The sequence below is a fragment of the Pedobacter sp. UBA5917 genome (genome assembly GCF_002432345.1).
Lineage (GTDB): Bacteria > Bacteroidota > Bacteroidia > Sphingobacteriales > Sphingobacteriaceae > Pedobacter.
Genome location: NZ_DJDT01000283.1, coordinates 1 through 19,102, shown reverse-complemented (window position 1 = coordinate 19,102; position 19,102 = coordinate 1). Strand labels below are relative to the sequence as shown.

The window sequence follows — 19,102 nt, the reverse complement described above, 5'->3', positions numbered from 1 at the left end:
TTCATAAAAAATGATCAACTACACCAAAATCAGTGTGATTGGTTTGGCTTTGTCGTTATCTACTATGGTAACTTACGGCCAAGACAATCTTGTTAATTCTTTAAAAAACAACCAGAGCGAAAACAGTGCGGCTTCTTTTAAATTTACCGAACTGATTAATCTTGCTAATACACCAGTTCAGAACCAGGGTTCGTCAGGTACCTGCTGGAGCTATTCGACCAATTCATTTTTAGAGTCTGAAATGATCAAGGCAGGTAAACAACCTGTAACCTTATCGCAGCTTTTTTCCGCACGTAATGCTTACGTAGAAAAAGGAAAAAATTACGTACGCATGCATGGAGCCGTTTCGCTGGGCGATGGCGGTGCTTTGCACGATGTAATCAATATGTACAAAAAATACGGTGCAGTTCCACAGGAAGTGTATACCGGCTTAAACTATGGTACCAAAATCAATAAAACTGCCGAGCTTGGCGATATTGAAAAAGGTGTTTTAGAAGCAGTGGTTAAAAATGCAAATGGCGAGTTAACTCCTAACTGGTTAAAAGCTTACACAGGCGTAATTGATGCTTACTTAGGTGCCGTACCGGAAAATTTTACCTATAACGGCAAAAAATATACACCAAAAACCTTTGCACAGGAAGTTGTGGGTTTAAATCCTGATAATTATGTAGAATTATCATCTTTTAACGATCATCCTTTTTACAGCAAGTTTACTTTGCTAGTGCCTGATAACTGGTCGTTCGATCAGGTTTACAATGTTAAAGTAAATGAACTTACAGATATTATCGACAATGCATTAAAAGGTGGTTACACTGTTGCATGGGCAACTGATGTAAGCGAAAAAACTTTCAGCTGGAAAAACGGTGTTGCTTTTGTTCCGCAAACGCCTTTCGCAGATATGACAATGAAACAAAAAGCTGAACTTTTTAACGGTCCACAGCCAGAAATGGAAATTACGCAGGAAAACCGTCAGTTGGCTTTCGATAATTACCAGACTACCGATGATCATGGTATGCATATCGTAGGTTTAGCCAAAGATCAAACCGGTAAAGAATACTATATCGTTAAAAACTCATGGGGAGCAACCAACGATTATAAAGGCTATTTATACGTAACCAAAAACTACGTAAAATATAAAACCACAGCCATTTTATTGAATAAAGCCGGTATTCCGGCCGTCATTGCTAAGAAATTAGCTTTGTAAGCATTTTAAACATATTTAAAGGAGCCGCAAGAGAGATTTTGCGGCTTTTTTATTGGTGTTAACCGCAAAGGACGCTAGGTTTTTAGCAAAGAGCGCTAAGCGTATGGTGGCTGGCGTTAAGCGAAGCTCCTCCCAAACCGTCATTTCGAGTGCCTCTGTCAAATCTACTTTGTCATCCTGAGCGGAGTTGAAGGATTTCCATTCCACTGCGTTCCAGTCGAGATGACGATTTTGTCTGTAAATCCGTGCATCCCTGCCTGAACAGCTAGGCAGGCGTTGCAAAAAAAATCCTCTGTGTTCTCCGCGCCCTTCCCTTTGCGTGCTTTGCGGTTAAAAACGAATTAACTTAAACCAGCCCCGAGTAAGTTAGCACCAGCCACCACAAACCTGTGGTTATAAACGAAAGCAATATCCCGATCCCGACTACCAGATTGGAAAGTTTAGGGTTAAGGTTGTATTGGTCGGCTACTACTCCTGCGGTTAATAATGTAGGCATGGCCATTTCGAAAATGGTTATTTTGGTAATTGTTCCATTCATGCCCAGAACCAGGGCAATCAACATCACGAGCAAGGGAGCCAGAATTAACTTGTACAACAAAGCCAAACTGATGTGTTTGAGTTCGCTGAACCAGCCACCAAATTTGAGCTGTAAACCGATCGAAAACAAGGCCAGCGGACCAACCGTTCCGGCCAGCTTATCGAATAATGGATCGAGTATAGAAATGTCAATAAAATGGGGTATAGTTAAAGCCAATACACAACCGATTAAGGGTGGAAAAGTCAATACCTTTTTTAGAACAAGTTTTGCGCTCAATTTCTGGTTCTGCGACGATCGGATGGCTACAATAACACCAATGGTTGATAAAAGTGTGAAAGTAACCTGATCGCAGATAATGGCAATTCCGAGTTCTTTTTCACTAAAATAAGCCACAATTAACGGGAAACCCACAAATGAGGTATTGCTTAACGAACTGGTGAGTTTTAATCCACCCGAAGTTGCCTTACTGAGGTTTCTCATCCGGCTGTAAACCGTAATAAACAGCCAACCTGCCAGCCATATACAGACCGGTGCCAGGGCTGGAAAAAGCAGGTCTTTAGTCCAGGTAATGTGCGGAAGGTATTTAAACGAAACTGCGGGTAAAGCGATGTAAATAATCCAGGCGTTAATGCCCTTGTGTGCATCTTTTGGTAACGATTTGCTTTTTCTGAAAAGAATACCCGCCAAAATGCATAAACCGATAAGAATAAAATTTGCCATTTGAAATAGCGCAGAATTAATCTAAAACTTGAACTCTATAATGACTGATTTAAAATAATGTTTAGCATGAAAGACCCTGATCCCGAAGGTTCGGGACAGGGTGACGAGCGTTTTCAAAAAATGGACGAATATCCTATCGCTAGCTCAATCATCCATTTTACATCTTCCCTTTTACATTTTTAAGCTGAAGGCTTTGGTTTTTTCTTTTTATGCCAAACCTTTTTCTTGCCTTTATTTTGAGGTCTTTTTTCCTCTACATGTGTAATTTCCATGGTGGCTATGCTTTCAGGCAATGGCATCCGCGGCACTTCTTTTTCGATCAGTTTTTCGATATTATCGAATTTGCGTTTATCCCTGCCGTTAACCAGCGTAATGGCTGTACCTTTTGTTGCTGCCCTGGCTGTACGACCGATGCGGTGTACATAATCAGCCGGATCGCCCGGAACATCGTAATTAATTACAAGATCAACCCCTTCTACATCAATACCACGCGATAACACGTCGGTACCGATAATGATAGGCAATCTTTTGTTTTTAAAAGCCAACAGAATATCTTCCCTTTCTTTCTGCCCCAAATCGGAGTGGAAAGCCTCTGCTTTAATATTCAGGCTTTTAAATGTTTTGTATAATGCCTTTACTTTTTCTTTTGTCGAGGCAAAAATGATCGCACTTTTATAGGTTCCGGCTTTAAAAATATCAGAAAGCAGGGCCTGTTTTTGCTGATCGTGGATATTGTAGGCTTGCTGATCGATTCCTTCGGCAGGCTTAGCAATCGAAATGGTAATCTGCTGTGGATGATTTAAGATGCTGCCGGCCATTTTCCTGATCTTTGGAGCCATGGTAGCCGAAAACAGAAGCGTTTGCCTTTCTTTTGGCAGATAGCTTACAATACGCATAATATCGTCGTAAAAGCCCATATCCAACATCCTATCGGCCTCATCCAAAATGAGGTGCTGCAAGTGCTGCAGTTTTAATACTCCCGACGATAAATGTGCCATTAACCTACCCGGAGTAGCGATAATAATATCTACACCCTCGCGCATCGAACGCTTTTGCTGTTCGTAGGCAATACCGTCTCCCCCACCATAAACGGCCAACGAACTGATATTGGTAAAATAAGCCAAAGCTTCAACCTGTAAGTCGATCTGTTGGGCCAATTCGCGCGTTGGTGCCAGAATTAAGGTATTGTTATGCCTATCGGTAGCTCTGCTGATTTTGTCCATTACAGGCAAAAGATAGCTGGCGGTTTTCCCGGTTCCCGTTTGGGCGCAGGCAATCAGATCGTGGTTATCTAAAATTACCGGTATGGCTTGTTCTTGTATTGGAGTAGCGCTTTTATACCCCATGGCCATTAAGCCTTCGTATAAATCGGGGTTAAAGTTAAAGTCGTTAAAATTCAATCTATTGTATTTATGTCTTTTAGCAAAAGTACCTTAAAATACCGCCAATAGCAAACGGCATTTCAATATCGGCGAGTTTAATACGCTATAACTACTTTTTGCAGGCCAACTACAAATAAAATAGCCCCAACTGTTCTGAACAACTGGGGCTTGGAAATTATAATAGACGAAACTTAGTCTACCAGGATATCTTTCTCTGGTATATTGGTTTCGGGGTTTTTAGGAAGGGTAATTTTTAGGATCCCATCGGCATAACCGGCCGAAATGTTTTCTGACAAAACCTTTCCGTTTAGGGCAAAGCCCCTTTCGAAAGCACCGTTGCTGTATTCTCTGCGGCTATATTTTTTAGCGGCATCGGCTTCTTCCTGTGGTTGATAAGAAACGGTTAATACATCATCTTTGGTTACTACTTTTAAATTTTCTTTAAGCAGAGCCGGAGCAAAAAGCTCGATGATAAAGCTACTTTCTGTTTCTTCGATGTTTACCGGCACTTTTCTAAATCCCTGGTTAAACATCCCGAATTTGTGGTGACCGAAAGGGCCACCAAAGTGCCTTCCAAATCTTCCTTCTCCAGCGCCGAACCGACCGTGCATCTTGCCCTCATGGCATCTATGTTGATTGTACATGTTATTAATTTTAATGTGATTAATCTGTTAATTTATTGGCCCAAGGCCAATTTCTAATTTAAAACCGCCTGTTCGGTTTTTGGTATGCCCAATAGCTGTGTAATGATGTTGGCATAAGGGTAAGCTGGCGAAAAAACGGCATAATCGAATTTCAGTCCCCTGATCTGCACCAAAATATCATCGATAAACTTCATGGGTTCCAGCAACGCACTGATCAATCCCGATTTAGGTTTTTCTTCTCCGTCTGCATCTTTTTTCGGCTGAAAAATATTCACTTCCTGATTGTAGGCTTTAAAATCGGCACCTATTTCCTCAATGGGGGTTTTAAATTCATCCGAGCTAAAAAAGGTTACCTTTTCTCCACGGCTGATCAGTTCGTTGGCCATCCCTAAAATCGGACTTACATCACTTTGGGATGGATCGCTCAAAAAAAGTATCTGCGACATATCTTTATCTATTTAGGGTGTTAACACTATCAACCTTACTGATCATTGTATAGTTTGTGTTGCTGTTGTGGTGATTGAAAGCATGGTGTCTGTTACGCTCATGATCGCAATCTTCGTTATAATGCCTGTTTTTAAAGTCAAGGCGATCGCGGTATCCATTTTGAACCGCCAGTACATTTAAGCTGTAAAAAGTTCCTGCGGCAACAGCCAATGCCAGTAATATTCTAAATGTTCTCATGGCTTAGTAATTGATGTTGATGTGGTTAACCGTTCCATTGCTTTGTACATTTGGTTTGTACCATTGATTATCGATGGGTACAATCGGGTTGAAATGGTTTTCGAAACCATTATAACGGCTATGGAAATAATGACGTTTCCTACCTGCGAAAACCCTGAACATAAAGCCGATCACTACTATCGCCAATATAAATTTAAATACAAATGGGACAAAGAAAGCGGCTGCGCCAAGTATAATCCCAAATCCTATAGCTTTTAATATTTTTTTCATCTGTTTATATATGTTTTTATTTGTGATGAAGCTATCTTGATTTCCCTGATTGTTTTCTGTTCTGAAAATCAAGATGGTTTCATCTCTCTATATTTTATGACGGTAATCAATTCGCTATAAGCGATTTGATGTACGCATCTGTTATTTTTTGTTATTTATATAGGAAGACGGAAGAGTTTTATTTTTACTTTAAATTATTTTGATTTTTTTTATTTGTCATCCTCTCCTCCTCGTGTCATCCTGAACGCAGTGAAGGATCTTTTTAATCTGCGTCGATTATTATTTATTGAAAAGAATATTTATAAATGCACTGACTAGATCAATTCGTCATGCTGAATTTATTTCAACATCTTTTTAGCTTGTAAGACCCTGAAATAAATTCAGGGTGACGATCGCTTTAATTAAAAAGCTAGTTAAAACTCAAAAACGAAAAATTAACTATTTAAACTATCGGTTGTCCACCAACCAATAAAACAAAAAAGCCCCGAATTTCTCCGGAGCTTTTTACTATTCTTTATTGCGGTGATGGCCCCATCCGCCACACCTCCGTTTATATTCTTCCTTAAACCTTGCCCGTTCCTCATCATCCATGGTTTCCCATTTGGCGCGCATGGTTTTTGCACGCTCACGGAAACCTTCGTGCCCACCATGACCGCCTTTTTTAAAATTGCCGAAAAGTAATCGGCACAGCACCAATAAACCAAGGGCCTGCCAGTAAGTTAGTTTGCCCGCATGTGCCACCTCCGGTAAAATCCAATTCCATAAAAACATAACCACATACCCCAAAACCGCTGCAATAAGCAGGGCTACGGGTAAAAAGAAAATAAATTTCTTGCGCCGATTAAAATTTCTATTCATCATGTCTGCAAATTTAATAGTTAATAAATTCCTGATATAAATTTTGTAAGCGGTTACGCAGGTGTTTTACCGCATAACCTTTTCTTGATATTAATGTTTTGATATTCTCACCACTTTCATCAGCCAGCTCTTGAAAAGTACGTTCTTCCAGTTCATTCTGTACAAATACGTAACGCTGATTTTCGGGCAGTTCTTCGAGCGCCAGAAACAGCTGATCCCAGAATAGCTTTTTTAAGCTTTCCTCTTCCGGCGAGTAGGCCTCGGCAAGTAAAATTTCCTTAAAATTAATTTCACCATCTTCTCCCTCGAAACTAAAATCTTCCAGCGATTCTTCCTTTTGTTTACGGTATTTATCGGTAATCTTATTTCTGGCTACACGGTAAAGCCAACCGCTGATCTGCTCGATGGTGCCTACTTCGGGCTGATTGCTCAGCTGGAACCAAACATCCTGTAAAATATCTTCCGCGTCCTCATCGGTATTCACCCTTCCACGGATGAAACTGAACAGGCGCTTACCATAATTGGCAACCGTTGAAATGATATTTTGAGGTTCGTTTGTTGGCACTATTTATTGCGTATAAAGCAGTAAACGGATGAAACTCAATATTACTTTAAATTTTCTTTATTTTTTTGGCATCTTTCGAAGTTTAACGGAGGGGATTGGGAAGAGGGTAACTTCGAAAGTATAAATAGGCCTTGTTCAGGTTTATTATTAATTATTCTATTTTGAAAATGAAAGGCCGGGTGTTCTTGGCAGACTGCAGCCCTGCTTTCCTCTCCAAGTCCGCTCCCGATGAAGGATCGGGATTGCGGGCTTTCCGTTTCAATCAGGTTTATAAACAGCGTAGGTACACCCTGCAAGCGGTAAAATGAAATTATATAAAGTGTCCGTCATCTCGACCGAATATTCGGGAGCGGAGAGATCTATCTCGGGATAACTATTCTGCAGACTTCCGAAGTCTTCCCCGGCTCACCTGCCTTTTTTGACTTCGGAAGTTACCGTTACTTGAGCGCGCCTGTTGGGTTGCTTCCTTTATCAACCACCGTTTTAATATTGCCATTTAAATCGGCTACATAAATTTTACTCTCTGTATAAGGCTTTTCGGCACCACTGTAAAAAATACGGTCGTCGGCAGTTACAAAAAGAGAAGGCACGTTCATTCCTTTTTGCGAAAGTGGTGTTATTTTTTTGCTGGCCACATCGAGGATATAAACGGCATTGGCCATATCATGTAACTCATGTAGTACTTCGCCGCTGGCGGCAGTAAAAATCAGTTTATTTCCATCTTTGCTATAAAAGAAATTGTCGCTACTCGAGATATGATATTCATTTCCGATTAATGTTTTGATCGGTTTCGTATCGATCAATTTCCCGGAAAGATCAAAAGTGTAAAGGTTTTCAAGATCGTGTGCAATGATCTCTTTATCGTTTTTCCAGGTTGGTGCATAAGCATTTATTTTCGATGTGCTATCCAACATGATGTAACCGGAATTATCGGCCTTTATCACACCTATTTTCCAAATACCACTTTTGTTAAAAATACTGAAGGCGATATTGTTGCCGTCAGCAGACCATACCGCACCATAATAATTATTGCTGTTTACCTGTAGTTTGCCCTGGTTTTTATTTTCCATATCGGCAATCCAGATGGACCTGTTGCCTACCGAATCGCTTAATGTATAAGCCAGTTTATTGCCATCGGGCGAAATAGCAGGATTGGTAGCCCCACCGAACGAAATCTGTTTCATCGTATCGATACTCGTGGCAACGATTTTATCACCATCCTGGTAAGCTAATGCGAAATTTTTATTGCTTAATGAAACAGTATCCAAAACGGCTTTATTTCCATCGTTGTTAGATTTGCTGTTGTTGCATGAAGTGATTAATGCCACACAGGGAATTAAAATAGAAACTAATGTGCTACTGATTTTCGTCATACGCAATTTTACAAATAGTTTTCGTTTCTATCGGTCAGAAAGTAGCGGATAGGTGATATTTTACTTAGGGTAAACTTAATTAGTGGTTCGTGAAGACACGAACCACGAGGCATGGGATATCTTTCTTAAAACATTATGAAGCTTACGTTTCGTGAAGACACGAACCACAACATATATTAAATCTCGCCGATGTTCGTGTCTTCACGAACATCACTTAACTAAATTTTTTTCTTATCGGCGTAACCAAATACCTTTTGCAGCAAGGTAGAACTCCTGGAGCTTAGGTTACCCCTTATTTTTAATTCTTCTTTTGCTACTTCAACAAATAAACCATCTATGGCTTTTTGTGTAACGTATTCGGTAAGGTTCGTATTTACCGGTTTTACCAAAGGCAAACGGTTATACTGCGTGGTTAAATCGCTGTAATATTTGGTGGCATTTACCTTATTTAAACTCGTGCTTACAATCGGGCTAAATTTTTCCATCAACTGTGAAGTAGTCACCCTTTTAAAATAATCGGTGGCTGCATTGTTGTTCCCCAATAAAATATTGGTGGCATCGGTTAAAGTCATTTGCTTAATAGCAGAGATAAAAATCGGTTTCGCTTCTGTTGCTGCATCTTCTGCCGCACGGTTTAAGCTCACAATTACATTATCGCAAAGTTTGTTCAGCCCTATGCCACGTAATGTTTTTTCTACTTTCTGTGCCTCGGGTGGCATCAATATTTTAACGGCAAGGTTACCTAAAAAGCCATCTTTAACCGAGAGCCTGTCTGCCCCAGCCGAAACCCCGATCTGCAATGCTTCCTTAATGCCCTGCCCGATTTCGAGTGTAGATGGTGTTCCGGTTGCACCTGTAGCGGTAGTGGTACCCTGTTTTTCGGTTACCTTCTTAAAAATATCGCTTAGTTTTATCTGGGCGTTTGCGTTTAAGCTTACCGATAGCAGGCCTATCGATGCGGCTAAAATATAGATCTTTTTCATTGTGTGTGTTTAATTGGGCTTAGCAAAACAACTGCCATAATTTAAATTGATAACTCAAATATAAGTGTTTATATCCTGCGAATCCGGAATTATTCAAAGTCAATCAATCCTAAAATATTAGTTTATACGCCATCACTCAGAAATATTTTTTATACTTGAAAGATAATTCGAATAGCTGCCATATTTTTTTGAGATTTATAAAGAATACAGCTGGAAATAACCAGCAAGATGATGCCAAACTGATTGCCCAGTATAAAAATACCGGCGATTTGAATGCATTGGGTACGCTTTATAACAAATACATGCACCTGGTTTTCGGGGTTTGCCTTAACTATTTTAAAGATGTAGAGCAGAGTAAGGATGCGGTAATGCAGATTTTCGAAGAACTGGTTACCAAGCTAAAAATACATGAGGTACAGAATTTTAAAAGCTGGCTCCATGTTTTAACGCGCAACCATTGTTTAATGGCACTGCGGAAATCCTCGAAGCAGAATAATGTTTCGATTGACGATACTTTTGTGGAAAACAGCGAGTTTGTGCATCTGGATATAGACAACACAAAAGAAACGCAGCTTACCATCATGGAAAAGTGTATGGAAACTTTGCCCGAAGAACAGCGAAAAAGCGTAGATTTATTTTATCTACAGGAAAAATGCTATAAAGAAGTAGCCGATATTACGGGTTACGACATGCTTAAGGTAAAGAGTTATATCCAGAACGGTAAGCGGAATTTAAAGATTTGTATAGAGAAAAACAGTAGTGAATAACGATTGGTTAGATATTGATGTACTGGAAGATTACCTTGATGGTAAACTTGATGCCAAGGCTATGCACTTTGTAGAAAGGCAGGCTTTGGAAGATCCTTTCGTGGCCGAAGCTTTAGAAGGATTGAAACAGTCGCCAAAACGCAAACAAACGCTTTCCATTTTACAAAAACAACTGTACGACCGTGTTTCGGAAAAACCGATAAAACGCAAGCTTTGGGGCATTACCACACAAAGGTTAAGTATTGCTGCAACAGCTACGGTAGCTTTTATAGCCGTGAGTATTCTGTTTTTTATGCGTGAAACAAACCGCAGAAATATAGAAAATGCTGCACGTAAAAATAAAGGTGTAATGGTTCAATTAGATAGCAGTACCGCAATTGTATCCAATAAAACCAAGGAAGATACTGTAGTTCAAAATGCGACCAAATCTGCATTGGTAGATCAGGCGATTGCTGATGCAAAAACCGGCGATCTGGCAAAAAACACCAGAACAAAAGCAATTATTCAACCTTCAGAGAAAGCTGTTGCCGAACAAAAAGCTGTTATCGATTATAACCGTAAAGGTACCGCGAGATTTGAGAATTTTAATGGCTATGCAAGTAAAGCAAAGGCGGCACAAGAAGCCCTAAATGAACCGGCGATTGCTGCAGCACCTGCGCCAGCATTTGGCTCAAGCAAAATTGCATTTAGCGGCAACGTGGTAAATCAGAGCAATGGCCAGCCCATTCAGGGTGCTGTTGTAAAATTGGCCGGTTCTAAAAATGTAACCGCAACCGATGCCAAGGGTTATTTTTATTTGCCTGCCGATAGTAATGCAAAAGATAAAGACCTGTTGATTAATGCAATCGGGTTTAAAGAAGCGCCTGTAATTGGATTGCAGGATCCGAATGCGATTAAAAACGCTTTAACCGGCAATAGAACGCTGAACGAAATTGCTTTGATTACCGGCTCTAACGGACAGAAGAAAGAAAATATCCCTGCACCGAAAATCACCTTACGTGCAGAACAGAACCTGGATGGAAAAGCTAAAGAAGAAATAACAAAACCAGTTCCGGTTTCTACCATAAACTATACGCAATACCTCGAAAGCAACAATAAACTATACAACCCCAAAGGCCCTGAACAATTTGTTATTTTAAGCTTTAAGGTTAAAAAGAACGGACGGCCTACCAACGTTGCTGTTATAAAATCGCTGAACAAAAAAGCCGACGCAGAAGCCATGCGGCTTATCCAAAGTGGTCCGGATTGGGTATTACCTAAAAACGGAACTGATTCAGTAGAGATCAGTGTTAAGTTTTAAAAGATTTTCTTTCCAAAACAGTTTTCTAATTAGATTGTTTCGTCGTTCCTTCTCGCAATGACGACAGACTTAAATATTATGTACAAACTCCCACATTTTACAGCTAAAAACCAGGATGAAATTCTTGAGTTTATGCATCAAAATAATTTCATCACCTTAATTGGTTCCGACGGAGAATATCCCGTTGCTACGCAGGTACCTGTTAAAACGGTGGTGAATGGTGATTCGATAAAACTTATCGGCCACATCATGACCAAAACCGATCATTGTAAAGCCTTTGAGCAAAACCCGAAGGTAATGGCCATTTTTACCGGTGCACATGCTTATATCAGCGCATCTGTTTACGAAAAACCGGCTTCGGTTTCTACCTGGAATTATAAAACAGTTCAGGCTAAAGGCACCATCAGACTTATGGATTCAGAAGAAACCTACCAGGTAATTAAAGAACTGACCAATAAATATGAAGATCCCGAAACAAGCCCAGCGGCATTTAACAAAATGGATGAAGCTTATATCCAAAAACATTTAAAGGCAATTACAGGTTTCGAAGTTTCGGTGAGCCATATCGACCATGTTTTTAAACTGAGCCAGAACCATTCAGCAAAAAACCAGGAAAGCATTATTGCAAACCTGGAGAAAAGCGAAGATCCGGTGGCAAAGGAAGTGGCTAAAGAAATGAACAAATCAATGAAAGATTCTTCACTACGTTCAGAATGACAGAGGAGTTGACGGGTAACTTCTCTATAGTCGCCGTCATCTCGAGCGGAGTGCAACGTAGTCGAGAGATCTATCTAGGCAGATCTCTCCGTTTCGCTTTGCTTCAGTCGAGATGACGACCTTTTTGTTGGGGTATGTTAATGGGTAGCCCAGACTACACTTTTCCCGTTCACCTCTGTCCAAAACTCAATACCCTTTGTGGTAAGCCCATCAGCCTTTCCGTTAAAAAACGCCAAACAAAAAAGACCAAAGCTAATGCCTTGGTCTTTTGAGTATATAAAGGATTTTGTTTTACTTCAAGTAGTAAATGATGGCATAAATAATTGCAGCCAATGTTGCCGAAACCGGAATGGTTAAAATCCATGCCCAGATTAAGTTGATGGTAACGCCCCAACGTACAGCTGATACACTTTTTACCACACCAACACCAACGATAGAACCTGTAATGGTATGTGTAGTAGAAACCGGAATACCAAAATGCTCGGTAATACCCAATGTAACCGCACCGGCACCTTCGGCAGCAACACCTTCTAAGGCTGTTACCTTGGTAATTTTTGAGCCCATGGTTTTAACGATTTTCCAACCACCACTCATGGTACCTAAAGATATTGCCGAATAACAGCATATTGGCACCCAGGCCGGCATTGATTCGAAGTTAGGAATAACTTTGGCCGCAATTAAAGCGGTAGCAATGATACCCATTACTTTCTGTGCATCGTTACCTCCGTGGAAGAAACTTAGTGCAGCAGATGAGATCAATTGGAGGCGTTTAAACCATTTCTCTGCTGTTGCTGGCTTAGCATGGCGACAGATATTTATAATAATCAGTGTTAATACAACCGAAATTACCATACCAATTATTGGCGCAAGTACAATAAACGATACGATTTTAACAACATATCCCATTTCAACCGCAGCCAATGGGCTGGCACCAATGAGCAAAGCATGTGTCATACCAGCACCGGCAAAACCACCGATAAGCGTGTGCGAAGAACTTGAGGGAATACCGTACCACCAGGTTAACAGGTTCCAGATAATTGCAGCAATTAAACCTGCAAGAATTACCTCTAAAGTGATATAGTTTTCGATTACGGTTTTAGCAACCGTGTTGGCCACTTTGTGGTCGGTAAAATAAAAGTAAGCAGCGAAGTTGAACAACGCAGCCCACAAAACCGCCTGAAAAGGCGTAAGCACTTTTGTAGAAACAACTGTTGCAATCGAGTTAGCGGCATCGTGGAAGCCGTTAATGTAATCGAAAGCAATAGCCAGAATTACAACAACAACCAATAAGGTAGTTACCATGTTTGTTTTTTATTAAGCGTTTTTAACCAAGATAGTTTCAAGCACATTCGCCACATCCTCACATTTATCTGTCGCTTTTTCTATCGTTTGTAAAACCTCTTTTTGTTTAATTAATTCAATCGCATTGGTTTCGTATTCGAATAAACGGGCAACCGCCAATGTAAATACGTAATCGGCCTGGTTTTCGCCGCTGTTGATGCGGATACAGGCATCAGCAATTACACGGATGTTTTTAAAACTGCGTAATTCTTTAATGGCTTTATCAATATCGGTACACATTTCTACCAAAAGCTCTGCAATTTTAACAATCGGCTCGTTAATGGTATTCATGTTGTACATCTGCATACGGTTTGCAGTTCCATAAATATAATCGGCAACATCATCAACGGCAGTAGCCAATTGGTGAATATCTTCGCGATCGAACGGCGTAATGAAGTTCCTGCTCAATTCAAGAAAGATCGAATGGGTAATATCGTCTCCCACGTGCTCTAGGCGTTCAATCTCTTTAAAAATAGTTTTTCTGCTTTCAGCATCACCTGTGCTTACCATTTCTAAAAGGGCTTCTGCAATCTTTAATGCGTTGCTACCAGCCTGCTCGAAAAGTGGGTGAAACTTTCTATCCTGAGGGGTAAAGAACTTAAAAATATTGTTCATGTTAATTTTTAATATGTTGCAAAGCTACAAGCTCAATGTTAAGTTAATGTTAATTCATTAATTATATTAAGAAATTATTACCTGTTTTTGTCACATTACATCGCTTTCATCTTCCTATTAGGTATTTGATAATGAAACGGATAAAGGTTTAGGAAAATAATAATGTGGTGTGTAAGATACAAAGATAGGACGAGGGAGAGCACGCGGACAATATCACATTTTTTAGCCGCGGATGCACGGATTTGGATTTATTTATACTAATAGTGATCCGTGGAGACACGAACCATGGCGACGGATTAACACGGATTTTATCTTTCTCCGTGCTTTCAGTGTCTCCGTGGCAAAACAAAAATGGTTTGGTGAAATGAACCAAGGCGTGGATGCACCAAACATTGCGGGGCCTTAACGAGACGCTAAGACCAGTAAGAAGTCTTTGCGTGCTTCGCGCATTCCCCAGCGAACTTTGCAGTAAAACCCGGCCTACCCCCCCTTTTGCAGCGTAAATGCGAAGGTTGTACCAATGCCCGGCGTACTTCTCACCGAAATGGTCTGCTGGTGGGCCTCTAAAATGTGTTTTACAATGGCTAAGCCCAAACCTGTTCCACCAACTTCCCTTGCGCGGTGTGTATCAATGCGGTAAAAACGCTCAAACAAGCGCAATAAGTGCTTTTCTTCAATGCCGATACCGTTATCAGTAACCTCAATTAAAACCTGATCGTGCAGTTCGAAAATCTTGATTGCGGTTTCGCCGCCATCAATACCATATTTAATACTGTTTACAATTAAATTAATCAGTACCTGACGTACTTTCTCCCTGTCTGCCGAAACAGGAGTTATTGCGGTATATTTATCTTTAAAAAACAGCTTAATGTGTTTAGCATGCGCACGGTCTTCAAGGTTTTCCATTACCTCTTTGGCCAGCTGCACAAAATCGAATTTTTGGTAATTAATGGGCGATTCGCCGGTTTCGAGTTTAGAAATCACATCCAGATCCTTGATCAGATAACTTAAGCGCTCTACGTTATTCTCTGCCTTTTTTAAAAAAATAACGGCCTGGTCGGGATCATCCACCAAACAATCCTGCAAGGTTTCGATATACCCCTGAATGGCAAAAAGCGGTGTTTTAAATTCGTGCGAAACGTTTGAAAGAAATTCCCTTCTGAACTGCTCCTGCTTTTTCAACAGGTCTATTTCTTTTTTCTTAGCCCCGGCCCATTCCTTTACTTCATTTTCTACATCATTAATCGGATCCGAACTTACATATTCGCCAAGGGCATCCTTTAAATCTTTGCCCAGTTTAAGGTTATGGATCAGCTTGTAAATGAGTTTGATCTTAGTGTAAATATATTTTTCGAGCAGGTAGTAAAAAACCAGAAAACTGCACAGAAATGATACCCCGAACGAAATGGCCATGTAATACCAGCTATGCTGAAAATAAAAATTAACCATCCCGATGGAAATGCCAACGGCGAGAGCAGTAAATAAAACCAGCACACTTAATTTCATGCTGCAATTTAAAGTTTTTTATGTTAAATGTGTGTTAACAACCGTTTCTCTATGCATCAAAGCCCAAAAATAATTAAAAAACAAAAAAGCTTTCCTTTTTGGGGAAAGCTTTTAAAATCTTATTGATTATAAATTATTTTTTAGTCGAATCGCTTTTAGCCGGAGCTGGAGTTGCAGCAGGTTTAGTGCTGTTCAGGCCTCCGCCAAGTGGAGATGGTGTAGGCGTTTTATCTAAACGTTCCTGGATGGCTGAATTTCCAACAGCTGCAGAACCGCCGCTTGTTTTGGCAATTGTAGTAACAGCAAGGGTTAGTACCACAATTAAGGTTAACAAAACCCACGATCCTTTTTCCAAAACATCGCCGGTACGCTGTACACCAAACATGTTACTTGTGCCACCACCTGTAGCTAAACCACCACCTTTAGGATTTTGGATTAAAACAAACAAACCTAAAGCTACACACGCAATAATTAATAAAATGATTAGAAAGGTTACCATGGTAATATTATATTTTTTAAAATTTCTTTTCTATAGATTGGATAAGGTCGGCAAAGTAACGGCTTTTTTCCGGATATTTCAAACTTAATTTTTTATAAGTATCTATGGCTTTGTGATAAAGCATCTGTTCGATATAAATTTTGGCCAAAGTCTCCGAAACAAGGTCGTAATTGTCTTCTGCGCTCTTTTTTGCTTTATTCTCGTTATCAATCTGCTCTGGTTTAGGCGGCTTGATTGTTGGATCTTCTTTTAAAAAGCGCTCGATAATTTCGGCACCCTTAACATCCTTCACTTCGGGAGCAGGATATTCGGCTAAATGATCGGCTACCTCGAATGGGGTTTGGATATGGAAAATATGCTCTACATACTGCTGCTGAAACTCTGCCCGCTCCTGTTGTTGTGTATTTTGAGGTTGCGGTCTTAAATTATTAGGGTTTACAGGTGCATAGGGCTGAAAAACCTGCTCGTGCTCTTTACGTGTTTTGGCCAGCCACCATAAAAAGGTATATGGAAGTTTATCGTCGTTATATTGCGAAACAAAATTTACTTCAGGATCATCAGGTACTACGGTTTCGATATGCGGTACCTGCGTTACCATATCGGTACCCATTTTTTCTTCAAATGCAAAAAAATCAACCGAGGCTACACTTTCAATAAAAGAATCATCGGCTGCAGGCTTATCTGTTAAATGGCTATCGGTACCCGGCAAGCCATCTGGCGTTTCGATCTCCTCTACCGGATTTAAGCCGCTTGTATCATTTTTTAATTCGGCAGGATCTTCAAAAACCTCTTCTTCATCATGAATGCCCTCAGGAGTTTCAATTTCAGCTGTTCCCCTATTTAACAGATTAAGATTTTCATCATTTAATGCTCCAATCACCTCAAAAACCTGTTGTTCATCAGCGTCATTTTCTGCAACCGCAGTCTCAGCCTCCACATCATCAACCGCAACCATATTAAGTACATGGAAAAGTACATGGCCCTGGCCATATAAAGCGGCCTTTGGTACAAATGATGCATTAGCTTTTGCTAAAAGCAGGTGGATAGGCTGTGAATAAGGATATTGAGCAACCATTTCCTGTAACATGGATGCATGCTCTGGCCTAACCTTTCCGGGTTGCGCAAGTAAATCTGCCAGTAGCTTTTTGTTATCCATTATTGAAGGTTTGGTGCTAAGTTAAAAAAATGTAGACGGGTTTTTAAAATTTTGTCGTGTACAATACAGCTTTATTTACCACTGTGCAAAGGCACGGTTAAAAATATCTTCGGATAATTGCTTGTTAATGTTCTCGATAGCACCGGGCAATAACGTCTGTATCGGCGCACCGGTTATCGGGAAATCGAAATATTTGGTAAAGCTTTCTTCAAAACTTTCTTTTTCGTGCTCTTTTAAGTTGTTTTTATACTTTACAGAAACGGTAATGGTTAGCCTGTTTGCACCCGAAGTAGGCGTAGCACTGTTCTGAAGTGCCACAGGTTTGATTTCGTAACCGGTTATCCTGCCTTCAAAAGAAGCATCGCCCTCTCCTGTTGTTGCAATAATCAATTTAGTCTGGTTACGGATACGGGTTTTTAACGATTCGGTAACCTGGTTACTTAAGGTAGGCACCACCAGTGGCGCATTGTTTTCGAACGGACGTATTACCACCGTTTTTAATCCTGTTGTAGAAGCTCCGCTAAATTTATAAGAGCAGGCACCCAATACCGAGGTAATAAGGATTAAGGCAAATATTTTAATTTTCATCATTATCGAAAAATAGGATCTAAAATTATAGGGAACGTAATTTGAACAGAATTGATATACGGCTATTGATAAATTACAGATTTAATTCCTTGATCTTACGATAAAGTGTACGTTCTGATATGCCCAGCTCCTGGGCGGCAAATTTACGCTTGCCCTTGTGCTTCTTCAATGCTTTTTTGATCAGGTCTGATTCTTTATCAACCAACGAGAGCGATTCTTCTACCTCTTCGGCCTCGTGCGCAAAATAATCGTTATTGTTATTATTATTGTTAACGTTGTTATTTACAGGCGTTGGGTGCTGGATGGTAAAAGCATGCTCATGCCCTACAGGCAATTCCACGTCGCGGTAAAGCTGATTGATATATTGAGGATTATCGGCCAAAACCGTAGCAGTATTTCCACCGTGCTGGATAATTTCGGCGACCAGTTTTTTTAGCTCAACCATATCCTTTTTCATATCGAAAAGCACTTTGTACAAAATATCACGTTCTGTAAAATCTTCTTTTGATTGCGAATTGATGGCCATTGGCAGGTTACTGCCGGCCTCGTTAGGGATATAGTTTAAAATAGCCTGCCCGGTAACATTGCGGTCTTTTTCGAGTACGCAGATCTGCTCCGCAATATTTTTTAACTGCCGTACGTTTCCCGGCCAACTGTAATTGGTTAAAATCTGGATGGCATCAGGCTCAAGGTGCAAAGCCGGACTGCGGTATTTATCACTAAAATCGGCAGCAAATTTTCTGAACAACAGGTAAATATCCTCTTTGCGTTCCTGTAAAGCTGGAATCCGCAATGGAACGGTATTTAACCTGTAATATAAATCCTCACGGAATTTTCCGTTTTTAACACGGTTGTATACATCAACATTGGTGGCGGCAATAATACGTACATCTGTTTTTTGAACTTTAGATGAACCTACACGTAAATATTCGCCACTTTCTAAAATACGTAATAAACGGGCCTGGGTACCTAAAGGCAGTTCGGCAACCTCATCTAAAAAGATGGTACCGCCGTTAGCTACTTCAAAATAACCTTTACGGGCCTCATGGGCACCTGTAAAAGATCCTTTTTCGTGACCAAAAAGCTCCGAATCTATTGTTCCTTCGGGAATAGCACCGCAGTTTACGGCAATAAAGGCACCGTGCTTGCGGGCACTCATTTGATGGATAATCTGCGAGAAAACCTCTTTACCGCTACCACTTTCGCCGGTAATCAACACCGACATATCGGTTGGCGCCACCTGGCTTGCAATATCTATGGCACGGTTAAGCAAAGGCGAGTTGCCAATAATACCGAACCGTTGTTTAATATTTTGTGTATCCATTGTTCTTTAAGTTTCGTCACTCTGAACTTGTTTCAGAGTCTTTTATTAAGATGCTGAAATAAATTCAG

General features: G+C 40.4%; 21 protein-coding genes. 4 read left to right on the top strand and 17 right to left on the bottom strand.

Translation table 11 applies throughout. The features are described from left to right. The first annotated feature begins 10 nt into the window (after positions 1-10). The gene (locus tag B2V92_RS19380) at positions 11-1,204 is read left to right on the top strand and encodes an aminopeptidase C (protein WP_293311315.1); all 1,194 of its coding nucleotides are present in this window, start codon (positions 11-13) and stop codon (positions 1,202-1,204) included. A 346-nt stretch (positions 1,205-1,550) separates the two neighbouring features. On the opposite strand, the gene B2V92_RS19375 is transcribed toward B2V92_RS19380, so the two are convergent. The 10 genes from B2V92_RS19375 to B2V92_RS19330 form a co-directional block, all read right to left on the bottom strand. Continuing rightward, positions 1,551-2,462 (bottom strand): AEC family transporter, encoded by a 912-nt coding sequence (locus B2V92_RS19375; protein ID WP_293311313.1) that lies wholly within the window; start codon positions 2,460-2,462, stop codon positions 1,551-1,553. Positions 2,463-2,641: 179 nt separating this feature from the next. Then, positions 2,642-3,862 carry a DEAD/DEAH box helicase gene (locus tag B2V92_RS19370; RefSeq protein WP_293311311.1) on the bottom strand — a complete coding sequence of 407 codons (1,221 nt, stop codon included), beginning with the start codon at positions 3,860-3,862 and terminating at the stop codon, positions 2,642-2,644. Between the two features lie 173 nt (positions 3,863-4,035). Then, positions 4,036-4,488, bottom strand: coding sequence for an Hsp20/alpha crystallin family protein (locus B2V92_RS19365; protein WP_293311309.1), 453 nt, complete (start codon positions 4,486-4,488; stop codon positions 4,036-4,038). Between the two features lie 53 nt (positions 4,489-4,541). Beyond that, positions 4,542-4,934: a hypothetical protein gene (locus B2V92_RS19360; protein WP_293311307.1), complete on the bottom strand. Its 393-nt coding sequence runs from the start codon at positions 4,932-4,934 to the stop codon at positions 4,542-4,544. A gap of 4 nt (positions 4,935-4,938) precedes the next feature. Continuing rightward, positions 4,939-5,172 carry a hypothetical protein gene (locus B2V92_RS19355; protein ID WP_293311305.1) on the bottom strand — a complete coding sequence of 78 codons (234 nt, stop codon included), beginning with the start codon at positions 5,170-5,172 and terminating at the stop codon, positions 4,939-4,941. 3 nt (positions 5,173-5,175) lie between these two features. Continuing rightward, positions 5,176-5,442, bottom strand: coding sequence for a hypothetical protein (locus B2V92_RS19350; RefSeq protein ID WP_293311303.1), 267 nt, complete (start codon positions 5,440-5,442; stop codon positions 5,176-5,178). 507 nt (positions 5,443-5,949) lie between these two features. Then, positions 5,950-6,303: an HMG-box domain-containing protein gene (locus tag B2V92_RS19345; RefSeq protein WP_293311301.1), complete on the bottom strand. Its 354-nt coding sequence runs from the start codon at positions 6,301-6,303 to the stop codon at positions 5,950-5,952. Between the two features lie 10 nt (positions 6,304-6,313). After that, a complete protein-coding gene (locus B2V92_RS19340) occupies positions 6,314-6,865 on the bottom strand; it encodes an RNA polymerase sigma factor (protein WP_113951757.1) in 552 nt (183 codons plus the stop codon). 437 nt (positions 6,866-7,302) lie between these two features. Continuing rightward, positions 7,303-8,238, bottom strand: a complete 936-nt coding sequence (locus tag B2V92_RS19335) for a TolB family protein (RefSeq protein WP_293311299.1) — start codon at positions 8,236-8,238, stop codon at positions 7,303-7,305. A gap of 218 nt (positions 8,239-8,456) precedes the next feature. Continuing rightward, on the bottom strand, positions 8,457-9,221 hold the full coding sequence (locus B2V92_RS19330) for a DUF4197 domain-containing protein (RefSeq protein ID WP_293311297.1): 765 nt from the start codon (positions 9,219-9,221) through the stop codon (positions 8,457-8,459). 188 nt (positions 9,222-9,409) lie between these two features. On the opposite strand from B2V92_RS19330, the gene B2V92_RS19325 reads away from it, so the two are divergent. The 3 genes from B2V92_RS19325 to B2V92_RS19315 all read left to right on the top strand — a co-directional run bounded on the left by B2V92_RS19325 (position 9,410) and on the right by B2V92_RS19315 (position 12,005). Continuing rightward, a complete protein-coding gene (locus B2V92_RS19325; RefSeq protein ID WP_293311295.1) occupies positions 9,410-9,988 on the top strand; it encodes an RNA polymerase sigma factor in 579 nt (192 codons plus the stop codon). Further along, entirely contained in the window at positions 9,981-11,288 is a 1,308-nt protein-coding gene (locus B2V92_RS19320) for a carboxypeptidase-like regulatory domain-containing protein (protein WP_293311294.1), read from the top strand. Before B2V92_RS19325 ends, B2V92_RS19320 begins: the two co-directional genes overlap by 8 nt. Before the next feature lie 78 nt (positions 11,289-11,366). Further along, positions 11,367-12,005: an FMN-binding negative transcriptional regulator gene (locus B2V92_RS19315; RefSeq protein WP_293311292.1), complete on the top strand. Its 639-nt coding sequence runs from the start codon at positions 11,367-11,369 to the stop codon at positions 12,003-12,005. Positions 12,006-12,296: 291 nt separating this feature from the next. Here B2V92_RS19315 and B2V92_RS19310 read toward each other — a convergent pair whose 3' ends face one another. From B2V92_RS19310 to B2V92_RS19280, 7 genes are all read right to left on the bottom strand, one after another. Next, a complete protein-coding gene (locus B2V92_RS19310; protein WP_293311290.1) occupies positions 12,297-13,307 on the bottom strand; it encodes an inorganic phosphate transporter in 1,011 nt (336 codons plus the stop codon). 12 nt (positions 13,308-13,319) lie between these two features. Continuing rightward, positions 13,320-13,961 (bottom strand): DUF47 domain-containing protein, encoded by a 642-nt coding sequence (locus tag B2V92_RS19305; RefSeq protein ID WP_208643648.1) that lies wholly within the window; start codon positions 13,959-13,961, stop codon positions 13,320-13,322. A 480-nt stretch (positions 13,962-14,441) separates the two neighbouring features. Further along, positions 14,442-15,467, bottom strand: coding sequence for a sensor histidine kinase (locus tag B2V92_RS19300; RefSeq protein WP_293311287.1), 1,026 nt, complete (start codon positions 15,465-15,467; stop codon positions 14,442-14,444). Between the two features lie 133 nt (positions 15,468-15,600). Continuing rightward, a complete protein-coding gene (secG, locus tag B2V92_RS19295) occupies positions 15,601-15,966 on the bottom strand; it encodes a preprotein translocase subunit SecG (RefSeq protein ID WP_293311285.1) in 366 nt (121 codons plus the stop codon). Positions 15,967-15,982: 16 nt separating this feature from the next. After that, complete coding sequence (locus B2V92_RS19290; protein WP_293311283.1) at positions 15,983-17,122, bottom strand: hypothetical protein; 1,140 nt, start codon at positions 17,120-17,122, stop codon at positions 15,983-15,985. A 75-nt stretch (positions 17,123-17,197) separates the two neighbouring features. Further along, on the bottom strand, positions 17,198-17,713 hold the full coding sequence (locus B2V92_RS19285; protein WP_349681441.1) for an LptE family protein: 516 nt from the start codon (positions 17,711-17,713) through the stop codon (positions 17,198-17,200). 70 nt (positions 17,714-17,783) lie between these two features. Further along, a complete protein-coding gene (locus B2V92_RS19280) occupies positions 17,784-19,034 on the bottom strand; it encodes a sigma 54-interacting transcriptional regulator (RefSeq protein WP_293311281.1) in 1,251 nt (416 codons plus the stop codon). Positions 19,035-19,102 lie beyond the last annotated feature (68 nt).